The sequence below is a fragment of the Providencia sp. PROV209 genome (assembly GCF_028479485.1).
GTDB lineage: Bacteria > Pseudomonadota > Gammaproteobacteria > Enterobacterales > Enterobacteriaceae > Providencia > Providencia alcalifaciens.
The window spans coordinates 59744-75752 of sequence record NZ_JAMPNR010000021.1; the positions used below are offsets into that span (position 1 = coordinate 59744).

At 37.9% G+C, this 16009-nt stretch carries 15 protein-coding genes; 10 read left to right on the forward strand and 5 right to left on the reverse strand.

Annotated features, from left to right (window positions below; translation table 11 throughout):
- Positions 1–61: 61 nt before the first annotated feature.
- Together PR795_RS14925 and PR795_RS14930 are read right to left on the reverse strand one after the other, a co-directional pair.
- Positions 62–922 (reverse strand): ABC transporter substrate-binding protein, encoded by an 861-nt coding sequence (locus PR795_RS14925; protein ID WP_392397799.1) that lies wholly within the window; start codon positions 920–922, stop codon positions 62–64.
- A gap of 186 nt (positions 923–1108) precedes the next feature.
- Positions 1109–2182 carry an erythritol/L-threitol dehydrogenase gene (locus PR795_RS14930; protein WP_006657336.1) on the reverse strand — a complete coding sequence of 358 codons (1074 nt, stop codon included), beginning with the start codon at positions 2180–2182 and terminating at the stop codon, positions 1109–1111.
- 558 nt (positions 2183–2740) lie between these two features.
- Here PR795_RS14930 and PR795_RS14935 point away from each other — a divergent pair.
- The 10 genes from PR795_RS14935 (at position 2741) to PR795_RS14980 (ending at position 11789) form a co-directional block, all read left to right on the forward strand.
- Complete coding sequence (locus PR795_RS14935; RefSeq protein WP_006657337.1) at positions 2741–3301, forward strand: LemA family protein; 561 nt, start codon at positions 2741–2743, stop codon at positions 3299–3301.
- Positions 3302–3316: 15 nt separating this feature from the next.
- Positions 3317–4360, forward strand: a complete 1044-nt coding sequence (locus PR795_RS14940) for a hypothetical protein (protein WP_181480618.1) — start codon at positions 3317–3319, stop codon at positions 4358–4360.
- Between the two features lies 1 nt (position 4361).
- The gene (locus PR795_RS14945; protein ID WP_006662707.1) at positions 4362–4910 is read left to right on the forward strand and encodes a LemA family protein; all 549 of its coding nucleotides are present in this window, start codon (positions 4362–4364) and stop codon (positions 4908–4910) included.
- Entirely contained in the window at positions 4907–5299 is a 393-nt protein-coding gene (locus PR795_RS14950) for a hypothetical protein (protein ID WP_006657340.1), read from the forward strand. Before PR795_RS14945 ends, PR795_RS14950 begins: the two co-directional genes overlap by 4 nt.
- A gap of 869 nt (positions 5300–6168) precedes the next feature.
- Entirely contained in the window at positions 6169–6795 is a 627-nt protein-coding gene (locus PR795_RS14955) for a fimbrial protein (RefSeq protein ID WP_036962688.1), read from the forward strand.
- A 57-nt stretch (positions 6796–6852) separates the two neighbouring features.
- Positions 6853–7512: a hypothetical protein gene (locus tag PR795_RS14960; RefSeq protein ID WP_006657343.1), complete on the forward strand. Its 660-nt coding sequence runs from the start codon at positions 6853–6855 to the stop codon at positions 7510–7512.
- 35 nt (positions 7513–7547) lie between these two features.
- A complete protein-coding gene (locus PR795_RS14965) occupies positions 7548–8201 on the forward strand; it encodes a DUF1120 domain-containing protein (RefSeq protein ID WP_006657344.1) in 654 nt (217 codons plus the stop codon).
- A 214-nt stretch (positions 8202–8415) separates the two neighbouring features.
- Positions 8416–10656, forward strand: coding sequence for a fimbria/pilus outer membrane usher protein (locus PR795_RS14970; protein ID WP_272516927.1), 2241 nt, complete (start codon positions 8416–8418; stop codon positions 10654–10656).
- Positions 10657–10690: 34 nt separating this feature from the next.
- Positions 10691–11377, forward strand: coding sequence for a fimbria/pilus chaperone family protein (locus PR795_RS14975; protein WP_036962681.1), 687 nt, complete (start codon positions 10691–10693; stop codon positions 11375–11377).
- A 73-nt stretch (positions 11378–11450) separates the two neighbouring features.
- Positions 11451–11789, forward strand: a complete 339-nt coding sequence (locus tag PR795_RS14980; RefSeq protein ID WP_006657347.1) for a helix-turn-helix domain-containing protein — start codon at positions 11451–11453, stop codon at positions 11787–11789.
- Between the two features lie 167 nt (positions 11790–11956).
- On the opposite strand, the gene PR795_RS14985 is transcribed toward PR795_RS14980, so the two are convergent.
- The 3 genes from PR795_RS14985 to PR795_RS14995 are packed head-to-tail and all read right to left on the reverse strand — an operon-like array spanning position 11957 to position 15952.
- The gene (locus PR795_RS14985) at positions 11957–12772 is read right to left on the reverse strand and encodes a hypothetical protein (protein ID WP_181480620.1); all 816 of its coding nucleotides are present in this window, start codon (positions 12770–12772) and stop codon (positions 11957–11959) included.
- Positions 12773–12801: 29 nt separating this feature from the next.
- Positions 12802–13323, reverse strand: a complete 522-nt coding sequence (locus tag PR795_RS14990) for a hypothetical protein (protein WP_036974855.1) — start codon at positions 13321–13323, stop codon at positions 12802–12804.
- Positions 13324–13375: 52 nt separating this feature from the next.
- Positions 13376–15952 (reverse strand): fimbria/pilus outer membrane usher protein, encoded by a 2577-nt coding sequence (locus PR795_RS14995; protein ID WP_036962719.1) that lies wholly within the window; start codon positions 15950–15952, stop codon positions 13376–13378.
- Positions 15953–16009 lie beyond the last annotated feature (57 nt).

The following is a 16009-nucleotide window of genomic DNA, read 5'->3' on the forward strand; positions in this document are numbered from 1 at the left end:
GGATATAATCCACAGACGCAATACCGAGTTCGACTTACTTATTTACTTTATTAATTGCTGATTACCAATGGAAATCTTTGGCATTAGTTTTGTCGATTAATTTCACATCGAGAGGAACTTCTTTCGGTACGTTAGCACCCCAATGTTTTGCTAAGCCCATCGCCAAACCGATACGTACTTGGTCACGCGGGAACTGTGCAGAGGTTGCGATAAATGGTGAATTACCTTTTGCAATTTCAGCAACGGCTTCAGGCGAACCATCAACACTGACTAGCTTCACATCACGACCTGAAGATTCAATAGCGGCTAATGCACCTAAAGAGCCGACATCGTTAACGCTGAAAATACCGTTTAAGCCAGGGTTAGCTTGCAGCATGTTTTCAGTGACGTTCATCGCAGTATCACGCTCTTGTTTACCGTTTAATTTGGTCACAATTTTGATGTTTGGATACTCTTTCATGGCAGCTTCAAAACCACGAACACGCTCAAGGATTGGAACCACAGGAATACCATCAAGGATTGCAACTTGACCTTTACCGCCCAATGACTCACCCAGACGTTTACCTGCCATTAAACCCGCTTCATAGTTTTTAGAGCCGACGAATGAATCGATGGGACCATTAGCTTGCGCATCAATAGCGATAACCACAACACCGGCTTTTTTTGCGGCTAATACGGCTGTTTCTGCACCTACGCTATCCGCAGGGTTGATCAGCAGAATATCGATTTTCTTCTGTAGCATATCTTCGATGTCGCTAGTCTGTTTTGAGACATCGTGAGCCGCATCAGCAATATACAGCTGTGCACCCATTTCACCAGTTGCACTTTCTAAAGCCTCTTTCATTGTCACGAAATATTCGTTATTCAGTTCTTGGAACGACATTCCGACAGAAACAGGTTTTGCTGTCGCGTTAAAAGCCATGCCCAGTGTTAAAACGCTTGCTGCAACAGCTAACTTTTTAAATTTACTCAACATAAGATGTTCTCCTAAAGAGTCTTTAGTGTTATAGGGTACTGTTAATATTTATGATTATTAATGACTTACTTTAATTATGCTGATATTACATTTTCACTTCATGTACGACACAATCATTGAACGACAACAGCATTATGGCTTGATGACGACTTTGATGGAGTCGGCTGATTTCGCCATAACAAACGCCTCTTCCCAATCATCGATTGAGTAGAAGTGGGTAACGATATCGTCAGCACATACCAGCCCTCGGCTGAACAGGTCGATAGCAACCTCATAGCTGTACGGACCTAAGTGTGCGCCTCGGATATCTAACTCTTTGCGGTCACCGATAATGGACCAGTCAACCGTAGTTTCTTTACCGAAAACGCTGAACTCGACGAAGCGACCCAGTTTACGGATCATTTCTAACCCTTGAGTCACACCGATAGGCGCGCCAGTGGCTTCGATGTACACATCGCAACCGTAACCTTCGGTCATCTCCTTAACCAGTTTGATAGCATCTTCTTTCAGTGGGTTGATAACAACATCCGCACCAAATTTTTTCGCTAATTCAAGGCGCTCATCGATAGCATCAATCACGACTAATTTTTTCGGCGTTTTCAGTTTTGCAACTTGGATCATGCACAGACCTAATGGACCCGCACCGGCGATGACAACCACGTCATTTAAATCAATATCACCACGGCGAACAGTATGGATAGCACAAGCCATTGGCTCGATTAATGCCGCGTCTTTATCCGATAATTCATCTGGAATTTTATGAATAATTGCACGCTCAGAGAAACGCATATATTCAGCCATTCCGCCATCTGCGACTTCTTTTTGAAAGCCATAAATGTCATGGGTTTCACACATCCAATATTTGCCTGACTTGCAGAAACGGCATTCCCAGCAAGGGACAATTTGTTCCGCTAAGATACGGTCGCCAATTTTCAATTTATATTTTTCAGCGGACCCTTCGCCCAGTTCCGCAACGCGACCGTAAAATTCGTGACCGGGCACGACAGGTGCTTTGATCCATGGGTTTTCACCCCAGAACATTTGAGCGCCATCATTGGCTTTACAGTCACCTGCACAGATACCGCATCCGTCAACTTTAATGACGACTTCACGAAACCCTGGTGTTGGTCTTTTAATCGCTTCAAAACGATAATCATGGGGACCATGACACACAACCGCTTTCATTTTTTCAGGTAGGGTACTCATATTCTAATAACCTCATTCTGGATGTTGGCTATAATGTTGACGTCAACATTGACCGTCGCTTTTGTATCTAAACCGTTCTCTTTGTAAAGTTTGACGGCTAAAAATAATAATAGTGTGAGAAATGTGATGCTCTATTGTTATAAATAAATTGTTTAATTTTTAATATGACGACGTCGTCATTTTTAAGAGATGCTAAATAAAAAATTGATAATTGTGATTCAAATCTTATTTTTTATTTAATAACTCTTTTGTTTTTGTGGGTTAGCTTGTCAGATGAAATGCAAACTATGGTGGATGCGATGATTGTCGAAAGAGTATAATTAGTTTCATTATTTTCAGAAGAGAAGAATCTTTGAAAAAACATTTCAGCTAACACTTTACATTGAAAATTGAATTAGTTTTCTCAGGTTACTGTGATCATGATCGATTCGAAATGTGTGATAAATTCCTGATTATCCTTTTCTTTGCTATTTTTCCGATTGAATAAAAAGCATGTTATCGATAACTTAAATTAAATATCTCAATATTAATGACTTTGCTTAATTAAAAGGCTCAGAAATGGCAACGACGATGATTGTTCTTCTAATTTTACTTATTATTTTAGCTGGATGGGGAATTTCCATTTACAACCGCTTGGTGAGTACGCGGAATCAAGTGAGCAATCAGTTTGCCAATATTGATGTGATTCTAAAGCAACGAGCTGACCAAATTCCGCAATTAGTGACCGTTGTCGAAAAATCAATGGAGCATGAAACTGCGCTCTTTACCTCATTAAGTAATGCCCGCCAAAATTACTTTAATGCGAGAAATGTGAATGAAAAAATCGCCGCGTCGAATGAAATGGATAAAGCCTTAAAAAGTCTTGTTGCCATTGCGGAAAATTACCCAACGTTAATCTCTGGTGAACAATTTACGCAATTACAAATCGCATTAAGCGAAGTAGAAGATAAAATTGCTCAGCGCCGAGAAGGTTTTAATGATGCGACGACAGAATACAACACGGCGATCCAAATGTTCCCTGACAGTATTTTTGCTAATATTTTCGGTTTTGCTACGCTGCCTTTATTGGAAATTTCCGAGTCTGAAAAGAAATATGACGGTATTCAATTCAAATCATAATTAAAGGTATTATTGGTGAATATCTACTATGTTCTCGGCGCTGTATTAGGTGGCATTCTTTTTTATTTAGATCGCACATATTCAAAAAAGCGCAAACTAAATTGGGGAGCGATTCCCTTTTTCGCTGTTCTATTTGGAGCATGGGTAACCCTTTCACCACAACCCAGTTCATACGAATCCTACTTTTTCTACGGGGCATCTGTCGGCGTCGCTTTTGTCGTGAGCCGTATTGCCGTAGGGGTAACGAAAAGTGCTTATACTCGCTATCAGCGCCTGCAAAACGAAGGATCTTCAAAATTTGCAGCATTATTAAAGACGCTGATAGGTAGCGCATTAGCACTTTGTTTAGGCGTAGGTTTTTTTATGGATATTCGCGTCTTTTTTGTGGCCTTTGTCTTAGCATTTGTGTTCGGCATTATTGAAAATACCCCCGAAAAACGATTTCTCAAGTTTCAAAAGAATCTTGCCACTTCAAAAATCCGCTCAATTGCGATGGGTTTGGTCGAAGTGGAAGGAAAAATCACATCAGGTGCAGAAATCAAAAGCCAGTTGGGTAATCGCAGCTGTTATGGCTCTTTCTATTACGAATATTCCATTTCAAAAGATAAAGACGGTAAAAAAAGCTATACCCTTCAAGACAGTAAAACTCGGCTGCATAATTTCACCATTACGGATGATACGGGATCGGTCAAGGTGATTTGTGATAATGATTATTTTATTCACACGGGATTAACGCCACATATGGATTATGAAAGTGGTAGTCGTCGTTATAAAGAGTATTTACTTGAAAGTGGAATGCGTTATTTATTGATTGGTTCTGCGGACAGCGAAAATGGCAAAGTAGTGATTACCCGTAAAGCACCGCATATGCTATTAGGCGTTTCACCATCAGATTATGTCACGCGTTGGAATAAGTCTGCGCCAATGCGTAGAAACTTAGGCGTTACAGTAATGATTGCAGCTATTCTGATTGCCTTAATATTAATGACGCCTGTGCGTTATCAAGATGGATATTTAACACTTTATTTTAACCACATTTCGTTATCTGACAGTGAATGATATGAATAACATTATTTTTTGGATCTTTGCTGTTGTCATGGGGACCATTTTGGTTCGCTATATAGTGGGGATCTACAACAACATTATTTTCTTAAAAAATAATTGTGAGAAAGCCTTCGCTAATATAGATGTGCTTTTGAAAAAACAAGCAGACCTAATGCCGCAATTAACCGTGATAGCCGAAGGCGCGATGACTCACGAAAAACAATTGATAAGCGAATTGCTGCAAAGTCGTGAACATTATCTATCGACGAAGCAGCTCGACATGAAAGTGGATTCAGCGAATCAATTTCACTCACACTTAAAACCAGTTTTTTTACTAGCAGAAAAGTACCCTAAATTAATAAGTCAACAGGCTTTGTTGGCATTGCAAGCTTCAGCAAAAGGTATTGAAGATCAAATTGCGGATCGTCGTGAATTCTTTAATCAGACCGTGACCTTATACAACACGAATATCCGACTGTTTCCAAATCTGATTTTTACTATTTTGTTTCGCTTCAATGATATTCCATTGCTGTATGGTCAACGGGGGCGAGAGACATTGTCATGATGACGATTCCTTTTTCATGGTTTGGTTTTACCGATTGGCTGCTGGATAAAGGTGAGGCAGGGCTAATCGTGATGTTTGCCACGTTTGGTATGATCCCCGCTTGTATTGTGGTTACGTTGGGAATGAAAGCCATTGGATTGAAAAAATTTATCGCGCCTATCGTATTGGGAATGATGAGCTCTATGTTTGTGAGCATGATTGTGTTGATCCCATTGTTGTTAATATTCCGTTTGGGAGATATTCCAAAAGCGATACTCATTTGGATGGTCGTGCTGGGAAGCTGCGTGACATTTTTCCTCATGAATATGGATTACGTGGATATATGGACATCAAATCGAGTGGAAAAAAAGAAACAAACAGTGGCTGCGAGAAAGAAACGGAAGAAATAGTAGGACGTTGTATTAGATTTTTTAGAGGAGTAAATGGAAAAAACGTATTTTTTTACTATTTAAGACATTATATATGACTATTTTTTAGGATAGATCAAGAAATAAATTTTCCGCTTATATAAGAATAGGGCTATAATTCACCGCTTAAAAAACAGTTATTGGAATAAGCGAGTATATATAATTAGGGAGTATTCAAATTAAGATTATCCAAATAGGGGTTTTTAAGGGATAATATAGTTTGATTAGCGAATATTACTCTTCATTGGTGTAACAACTTGGGTATAGTTTTGTATGAATTTAATTGGTTTGTAAAGTTTCTTCAGTTTACTGTTAATAGGTGTGAATCGTTTTTTGAGGAATTAATTTTTAACTAATTGATTTTTATGGGTATAAATTTTTTTTTGCTTTTTCTTATCTGTTTACTATCTTCTTTTTTACTCTGTATGTGTGTTAAATTGTGTTTTTTTATAGATCAAAACAAATTAAAAGAATATTTAGCATATAAAACTGTATTTTTATTCTTTTTATGACTATTCTAGGTTTATATATACTTGATCGACAGTCTAAAAATGATCTGTAAGGCTTACTTGTTTGTTTTCTATAATGAAACATAATGAAATACTTTGTAATAAAGTGAATTTAAATATTTTACCTTATTTTGACCAATTCAAATCCTGAAAATATATGCTTATAATGAGTCCATCGAATTAATTGAGCTGATGGAATTTATTAGCATTAAATCGATTTTAAAAATAAATAAAGCCAACTAAATATCTAACATTTTCCTGTTGGAATTTTAATTTTTTAAAATTCTAAGAGGAGGGGTTTTATTTGTTTAAATATTATTTTTATTTTATAGGATTTATTTCATGTTTAAGAAAACCATAATTGCATTATCTTTAATTACTTTTTCTGGTGCTACATTAGCTGCAGCTCCCGTTGCAAATTTAAAAGTAACAGGATCAATTACGCCACCAACGTGTACTATTAAAGGTCAAAATGAAGTTGACTTAGAATATGTATTTGATGTGTCCCCAGGTATGTTCCCTGTATCAGGTAACTTATTATTAGATGCAAAAACAAATAATATCGAAGTTGTTTGTGACGCCTCGACCTATTTAACATTCTCTTCAACGGATAACCGTGCGAGTTCTGTATTAACCGCTGGCGTATATAACTTCGGTTTAGGTCTGTTTGATACGGATAAAAAAGTTGGTTTTTATACAATTACAATGAAAAATGCGACAGTGAAACAAGATGCTTCAAGCGCGGCTCAAACTGTTGGTGTATCGAATGGAACATCATATGCAACATCATTATCTGTTGATAAAACTAAAAAAATGGCGTGGGCAACAGCAGCAAGTACATTGAGAGCAGGGCAAATTTTTTCTGCTGACCTTGATGTAAGACCAACGCTGAGTTCTGAGCTGAAAACCAGTTCAGGTGATGCTAATTTAGATGGCTATGCAACATTAGCTTTCGCTTTCTCACTGTAAATTCGTTATTAGGATGAATGGATATAGTACTATATCTATTCATTATGGGATCGCTTTATGATGAAAAAAGTAACGACATTAATATTATCGACAATATTAATGTCTCCAGCTGTATTTGCAGGTACATCTGCAAATATAAAAGTATCTGGTGTTGTTAAAATGCCAACTTGTTTAATTAATGGTCATGAGCAATCAGATATTATTTTTGAATTAGTAAAAACATCACCAAGGTATTTAAGTCAAACGTCATATACTGTATTGCAGTCTCCAGTGAAAAAGAATGTCACTATTACGTGTGATGCAGAGACGTATTTAACATATCGAGCAACGGATACGTATCAAAGTACACCATGGCCTACTGCAAGCGGCGATAATTATTTTTTTATGGTGAATTCGGATCATACGGATAAATCAATTGGTGCTGTAGTATTTTCTGTTTCTGATGTCACTATTGATGCTAAAACTGCGTTTGTTGCAAAAGATGGTGTAACAGAAAATAATGGCATTATGACTAAAAAAATACTGAATGGCTTTGGTACGAAGAGCTCAACAATATTTGCTAATAAATTGACAGCTGGAAAAGTATTTTCCGCGGATTTTTTAACTAGTAGTGTTTATATTAGCTCAATCAACCAATTAACAGCGTCTGGTATTGATTTGACGTCCAATGTTGATTATCAAGCAGAGGCCGTGCTGGCTTTTAACTTTGGTATTTAATTAAGCTTTAATCTGAAGTGTTTTTTGGGGAATGTATGCGTTTATTTATTATGCCAGCAGCTAAAGCTACATTGTTATTTACATACTGTAGCCTGTTTTTTAGTGAAGCAGCTAATTCGCATAATTTTCAAAGTAGGAATATTCTTGAACAGATTGAATCTCCTCCTACGTGTGAAATTGTCATCCCTGATGGCGGGCAATATCAGTTTAATCAACTGCATGCCCGCCAGTTTGACCCAATTAAGATGACTGAAATTCCTGAGATTTCGAAAACATGGCAAGTTTCCTGCAATACGCCGACTCAGTTACTTATTCAGTTTTCTGATAATCGAAGTGATACGTCACAAATGGGAAATGAAAGTTACTTTGGGTTAGGGAAAGTGAATAACCAAGGGCGATTAGGTAACTATCAGCTCATCCTTAATCAGCCTAAAGTTGATGGGCAATCTGTTGGAATTGGAGTCGTTGAAGGTGTTGGAATGATTCAGCGAACTCAGGGGGAAGCCGTATTAAAAAGCAAACAATACGCATGGTTTACAAATGAAAACGTATTATCCAGTGGGAAAAACTTCTCCGTAAATATAGCGGTAAAACCCATTCTTAATAGCCTTAAAGAGACAAATGGTCCAATTATTGAGGCAATGGAATTAGATGGTAGTGCAGATATTATATTTTCATTTGGAATATAACTTTAATTTTTAATAATTTATATTGGAAATAAAAATAATAATGTATAAGAAAAGCTATTTTTCTTATTGCCAACTATTTTTAATTTTTATCGTACTGCATGTAAATAATTCCGTTGCATCTGAAACTATAAAGAGTGAAGTACCATCGTCAATTAATTTTGATCTCGACTCTTTAAAATCACTAGGGTATGGAGCAGAAGTTGCAGAATTTTTTATGAAGGGTAATCAGTTTTTACCTGGGCAACATGATGTCACCATAAAATTAAATGGCAGTAATGAATATGCCGCAAATGTTGAAATCAATGAAAGTGGCGAACTATGCCTTACTGATGGATTGATGAGTAAACTGAGATTAAAAGAAATTAACCTAAAGGAAGGATGCAATACCTTTGGACAGGTATACCCAGATGCAAAGATTGCATTACATCCTAATACATATCGTATCGATATGGTGGTTTCTGAAGATAATATTGATCAGAAACTACAAGGTAGTGAATTAACTTACGGTGGATTTGGTGTGGTGAGTAATTATCAATTATATGGGATGCATATTAATGGTAATTATAACCAGCGTTTTTACCAAGGCGAATTTGAAACAGGAATCAATTGGCAAAATTGGGTTTTGAGAAATAATAGCAGCATTTCTGTTGGCGATTCAGACTCACAATATCAGTTTAATGAAACTGTGTTATCAAAGAGCATCGAGTCTTTAAAATCGTTGTTAGATATTGGTCAGCTCAATACGCAAGGTGCATTTTTTGGTGGAACGTCGATTGATGGTGTTCAGATTTATTCGGATAGCTCTTTGCAAGCGACGAATGTTTTAGTTGTTCCTGTGACCGGGTTTGCCAGCACACCCTCAACAGTTGAAGTACAGCAAAATGGTCGATTGCTCTATCGCACGATGATACCAGCAGGACCTTTTGAGCTAAACAGGATTAATAATGTGGTGATTGGCTCACCGTTAGATGTCACTGTGATACAAGACAATGGTGAGAAACAGCAGTTTCAAGTGGTGACAGCAAACCAACAAAATGCAGTTTCACCAATGAGTTATCAATTTTCACTTGGGCGATACCGTAGCCGAAATGATCAGCAAACGGATAAGCCAATTATTAGTAGTGCAGAGATAAGCCAACAATATGGTGTATCAAATTATGCCGCAGGAATTCTCTATTCAGAGCCATTCCAGGCAGTCAGTGGGCGAGTGAATTCCTATTTCGATATCGTGACCCCTGTTTCTATAGGGATTGGGGTACAAAGTGCTCGAAATAATGAAAAACGTGGAGAGCAAATCGATTTCAATAGCAATATCGCATTTGAAAAAATGACATTAGGTGCATCCGTTTTATATCGAACGAATCAGTTTCCTATGTTAGATAGCTCATTATTAAAAAAGTCGCCAGCTCAGGATGAGCAACAAAAAACGAATAAATGGTTTAGCGGTGAAGTACAAACATCGTCCTCGTTATTTACAAGTTGGGGAGATGTTACTTGGGGACGTTTTAGCGCTAACGTTAGTCATAACCATTTTTATGGCAATAAATCCGATACGGTATTTTATTCCATTGGTTATGGCAGAAAAATTGCGGATGTATCTTTGAATGTGAATTATCAAACTGGTGATGACCAAGATAGTCGCATTTTTATTAATGCATCAATGCCGTTAGGTAAGAAAAAAAATATCAGTATGCAAAGCCAGCACTACCAAGATAAAAACATGGTCATGGCGAATTACAACCAGCAAGTTAGTGATAATTTGAGGTATTCAGTTGGGGCTGGTCGTAATGATAAAGTTAATGTCATTAATGGAAGTATTAATAATACCAATGCGTATAGCAATATTTCGTTGAGTGGTTCCATGTCTCAGAATAATACGCGCTCCATTACTGTCTCTGCATCGGGTGGCTTGGCGTATTCCGATGGGTTATTTGCAACGTCCTCCGTCCCATTAGGAGACACTTTTGGTATCGTTTATGTGCCTGATGAACCGGGGGTTAGAGTGAACACCATGGGTAGTGGGACAACGATAACGAATCATTTCGGGACAGCGGCTATTTCATCGCTGCCGAAAAACCAAAAATCGACAGTGCAATTAAATACAGAGAAATTGCCATTGAATGTGCGTTTAGATACCACTTCATTTGATGTGGCAGCTGCGAGAGGCTCCGTCATCACGAAGCGTATTAGTGCAACGACGATGAGGCAATTATTACTGAGTATTAAAATGGCAAATGGGGATGCCGTTCCTTTTGGTGCCAGTGTGCTAAATAAAAAAGGTGATTATATGGGCGTCATTATGGGAGAAGGGAATCTATTATTAAGTAATGAGCAAATTGGTGAGGATATTATTTTACGCTCACCCAACTCAGATGATTGCATTATTAAATATACCGTGCCGGAAATATTTTCCGCTGAATCACTTTATGAAGAGGCAGATGCTATCTGCCATTAATCTTACTATTATTGAATACAAGTTCGAGGTTTAAATGAAAAAGTTAATTTATACAACAATTTTAGGTTTAATTGGTTTAATTAGCGTATCTGCTAAAGCTAGTTTTCAATTAGAAACTATGACCGTTATTTTAGATGCCGGTGAAGAGCGCAAAGTATTTAGTGTAAAAAATACATCGAAAGAGCCTATTTTATTATCGACGAAAGTTTCTGATCTGGATGGTTCGAAGCCTATGGCAAAAGACGTCATGGTATCACCGCCAATTGTTCGTATTGAGCCAAATGAAAGCCAGCAAATCAACTTTGTTTTAAAGAAAGGGCTAGAGTTAAAACAAGAGGAAATTTTACGTGTTTCTTTCCAAGGCGTGGGGGCGGTTAAACAAAACTCAGCAAAAATGCCGATTCGTCAAGATGTGGCAATGTTAATTACACCGACTAATGGTCTGCTAAGCCAAACACCATGGAAAAACATTACGGTTAACCAAAAAAATAATCAGCTGACGTTAACGAATACGGGTAACCAAGTTGTTCGTTTATCCCCATCTGTGACTGTATTACCGAGCCATGAGGCTTACTCAATTGACCAGTTTTATTTAAGACCGAATGAAAGTAAAACCATTGATGTAAAAAGTCAGGCACAAGAATTAGTGATTTCACCGTTAAGCCGTTACGGATTTAAAAATTCAAATGACGATACAATCAAAGTCACTCATAACGAATAATGTTTTATCTATCAGATGGATCGAGAGTCAATAGGTTGGCTCTCTCGTTCCAATATAGGGAGATATCTAAAATATGAAAAATGCAGATGAAGACAGTAAACCGGAAAGTAATATTTACTCATTTATAATAGGCAAGGAACTTCGGTGTATTCGTAAAAGAAAAGGATTTTCGGGTGCAAAGATTGCCAAGCAATTAGGTATTTCTCAACAGCATTATTCACGGTATGAGTGTGGAAAATGCCGGATCTCGGTAGATACATTATTAAGTATTCTTTTTGTTTTAGATTTTGACTTCGGTGATTTTTTTAGTGAGTTAAGATTTCAATTGAAAAATCATCAAGATGAACTTCCAGATGTGAAATTAAATGATACCCATAAGGATATCAAAAATTATTTCGAAAAAATAAGTTAAGTTTGTGACAGCCTATTGTTATATGCCACGTAGGAATTCCTATTGTTTAATTGCTTAGAAAAATTCTCTTTTTCTCTATTAATTTGATTTATTAATCCGCCAATTAGGCGGATTTTTTTTAATGATTAGCAAGGGATAATAAAAATGTTGAAGATATTTAAATAAGATTACTGAATGGTCGTAATATACTCTGCGTTCCAAACATATTCTCCAGCGTTATCTGGGCACAGCCCTTTCAAACGGGTCTCAATTTGTTTCTCTTTTAGCCCTGCTGGCATTTGAATAACTTGGGGTTGTTTATTGAGAATACTTTGATTATCGAGAGTAATATCAAAACTATCAGGTAAATCATTAGATTTTACGGTTAACTCCATTCTTTTATCTTGCCCTATATACCCCACAAAACCTACCGTCAAAGGAATAACGGTTTCTAGTTCTTGATTGGGGAAACAAGACTTTAAATCAACAATTGCAGGTGCGCTGATATGGGGATACGCCATACTTGATGCATGTAAATTAACAATGGTATAGGTAAGAGTTGTCGGCCTAAACAGTATCTCGCCTCCGCTATAATCATTTGTCACTATGGTGCAGTAGAAAACCCAAGTTTCATCATCAAATCCTGATAGGCTGGTGACATATGTAAATCCATTAATTGTATTATCACCCCCATAATAATTTAGTACGCTAGCGCTCCCATTAAGTTTAAGTTTTCCATCATTAAAGGTTTCTGCATAGAATCCCAATCCATGACTATAGAAAACGGTTTTCATTTCCTCGAAGCTTGACCAGCATGCAGATCGCAATGGACCTGATGTGCCATCGGGATTACTGTAATTCACCTCAAACCTAAACGAGGTACTTCTATCTTTAGCTGTAATTTCTTCAATGTATACATCTTTAGTTTCTTTTAGAATAAATATTGTTTCTGCATAAATAGATAGCGGAAATAATGAAACGATAAAAATAAATAACTGGCGCAATGTCTTGACCTTACTGGTTAATCCGTAATTTACATCGGCTCGATAGTGATGGTAATCTGCCCATTGACTTCACCAACCGGAGTGCTTGTGGTAGAAGCCACCTGTGGGATGACGGTTATCGGTGTTATATTTCCATCTTTGGTAATATCCCAATTCAAGGTCGCTGTAGTCGACGATAAATTAATATCTTTATCATTAGATTTTAAGCAGTAGCGCATAAAATCGGCATTAGTTTTAATGCAGGATGCATCGGATTCTGTAACTTGGAATGTGTATTTATATTTATCGGTTCCAGAACATGTAGCAGTCAAATTAAAGGTTTTCGTGTAGTCTGTTAGGTTATCCCCAACGCGTTTTCCATTAAATGCAGAGCTCGGAATATTATCTAAAGAAACAGTTTCAGGCGCATCCAGTGTACAACCTGCCAAAACAGTGGTTTTTATTTGAACGATTGCATTGGCACTTTCTGCAATGGCTAAGTTGATATTGGTACCTCCGACAACGCTAGCGACCAAAATTAAGTTAAAGAATTTGTGGGTTATGAAGTTCATATTAAGCCTTTTATTTAAGTTAATGTTTAAAATAGTTTTGTTATTGCCAAGATTACTGGCAATTAACTTCGAATCGAATTAATGATTGCTGATCTGTATTTTGAGGTAGTGAATAGGTGGCTCGGCACTGATTTTCATCATCATGTCCCCACTTAGCGATGAGTTCGCCTGAAGGTTCTAGCCCAGACAAATAAACCTGACCATCATCATTCACAATGGATGTTTGATGCCCAATTGAAATTAAGGTACCGAAAGGCAGATTTTTGCCATTTTTTACAATGCGAACCAGTGCTCGAGCACCTTGACGAGTGACAAAATTTGCTTTGACGATAGCGCCGCGAGTGGGCACCGTTGTCAGAACGCTGTTTTCAATTTCCGTTTGTTCATCTAACTCGCTACTGTCTAATGCAACGCGGTTTAAACGATATGGGGTTGCGTAAGGTTTGATGGTGTAACCGAACCAATCCGTCTTAACGCCACTCGTGTGCTCAACGGGGATATCACTGGCTCCCGGTGCCGAAATCAGAATATTGGTCTCACCAAGAGGCTGGCTAAAAATGACACCGTCAGAATGTAAAGTCACTGCACCCGAAAGACCCGTTGAGATCTTGCGGTAATCCTTGCCGTAGCTATAACCCACTTGTGTATTTCCATAGCCACCTTGATACGCTAAGTTGAGGTTTCCGTCATTTCCATTACTTGAGGAATAACCTTGAGCTACGTTCCAATTCAGGTTTTGTTGTGGCAGGAAACTTCCGCTTAGGCTAGTTTGCTGGATTAACTCTCCTTGGTTATCATGGTTAGCACTATAAGAGGCATACATCGGCGGCGCTCCTTGAGGCAACCATTTTTGCAACGGAATGGAGACCGTTAAGAAAATATTCCTATCTGTCGTTTTGACATCGTACTGATCAATGTTTTTATTTAGCCCATATGAGAGCGTGTAATTGATATCGCCAATTTGGCTACTTAGTCCTGATTGTATGGAAACAGAGCTGCCATTTTGTTCCCAAAAACTTTGGCGGACTCCTGTTAAATAAATAGAACCAATGCCTGTTATTTTTTGTGAGATATTGGTTTGTATTCTTTCTCGCTTGTTATTGTAAAGATTAAAGTAATCAGTATTGTTGGTTTTAAGTTCCCCATCGGAATCAACACTTTCATTCTGGGACAACCAACCGGACATTCGATTCAGTGACGTTTCTTGTAAAGTGTAATAACCCCGAGTTGAATATCGATATCCGGTTAATTGAATATTCGTACCCGTTTCAGGGAATGCGCGTGCGTAGAGAAATCGCAATGATTGCCCTTGATAGCGGCTCCCATCGGTTAATTGGCTATTTGCATGGGTAATATCAGCTGAAAATGCCCCCCATGCCCCTAAGTTAAAGCCCGTGCCGATCGCACCGGACAAGTAGTTTTGGGCATACTGAATGCCGCCATAAAGTGTGGTTAAGGAAGATGCTCCCCAGATAAGCGTAGTTTCGCCAAATTGGGTTGTATCATAATGGCTGTTATCAGAGCGAAATTCACCGGCGGTTAGGCTATAGCTCATTCGACCTTCTCGTAATAGCACCGGAACAGAGGCATAGGGCACGATAAAGGATTGAATATCACCGTTAGCTTCAAGAATACTGACTTGCAAATCACCGCTTGAGTTCAAGGAATTTAAGTCAGTAATGGCAAATTCACCCGGCGCGACATTAGCTTGGTAAATTAAATAATTATTTTGACGAATCTCAAGGGTGGCATTACTGTTTGCAACACCTCGAATAATAGGCGAAAACCCTTGTTGGCTTGCTGGATACATGCTTTCGTCAGTTCTTAATTGCACACCGCGAAACGTCAGTGAATCGAAGACTGTGTTATTGGTCGTGCTATCCCCTAAAACTAATCTGCTACGCCAAGGAATGATCCCGCGTTCGACATAGCTGTTTAGATATTGCCAGTGGCTTTCTTGGTTATGCTTGCTTGTATAGCGAGTCCATGTACGGTTGTCTCGATACCGCCAACTACCTATATTGATGCCATTTCGTAGATTTAAGTAAATGTTTTTACTGAAATCATGCTTATATTGGTTATCTGTAATACCTAATGTATAGCTGGTAAATAATGCATTAATTCCGTCATCCCATTGGTTTGTTGAAATTTCATCTTTGGCTACATTACTTAACGCTATCTGTGGAATACTGATATTTAATTTCATTTTAGGGAAATCAAATTCGGTATGCGCATTAGGGATCAGTTGGACGATATTAATGCACTGATCACTCTCTGATTGAGTGAATGCAGATGTTTCCGTGTTCACTCCCAGTTCAGTAAGGTCTTGTTTGGTTAACAGCGGCATCAACCCAGTAGGGTCTGTTGTTGTAGATACATGTGTATGTTGCTCTTGGCAGTGCTGTTCTTTAACAAAAGCCATGTTTCTTCTGTATTTAAGATTACCATTTAAATAAACATCAACGTCATAGGTTCCTGGCAATTGTGAACCTTGGTTTTCAAATGTGCTTAAGTCTGCAATATGCTCTGCATCAATAGAAATTAAAGAGGAGGGAAAATAGTAATCTTTCCCGTCTTGGGCATAGGTATTTGGTACGACAAAAAGGCAAATAAATAAGTATGAGGACATCAAATGGTTATTTATGATTTTTTTGTATTTTTTGAGTGAGACGAACATAGAAAACCT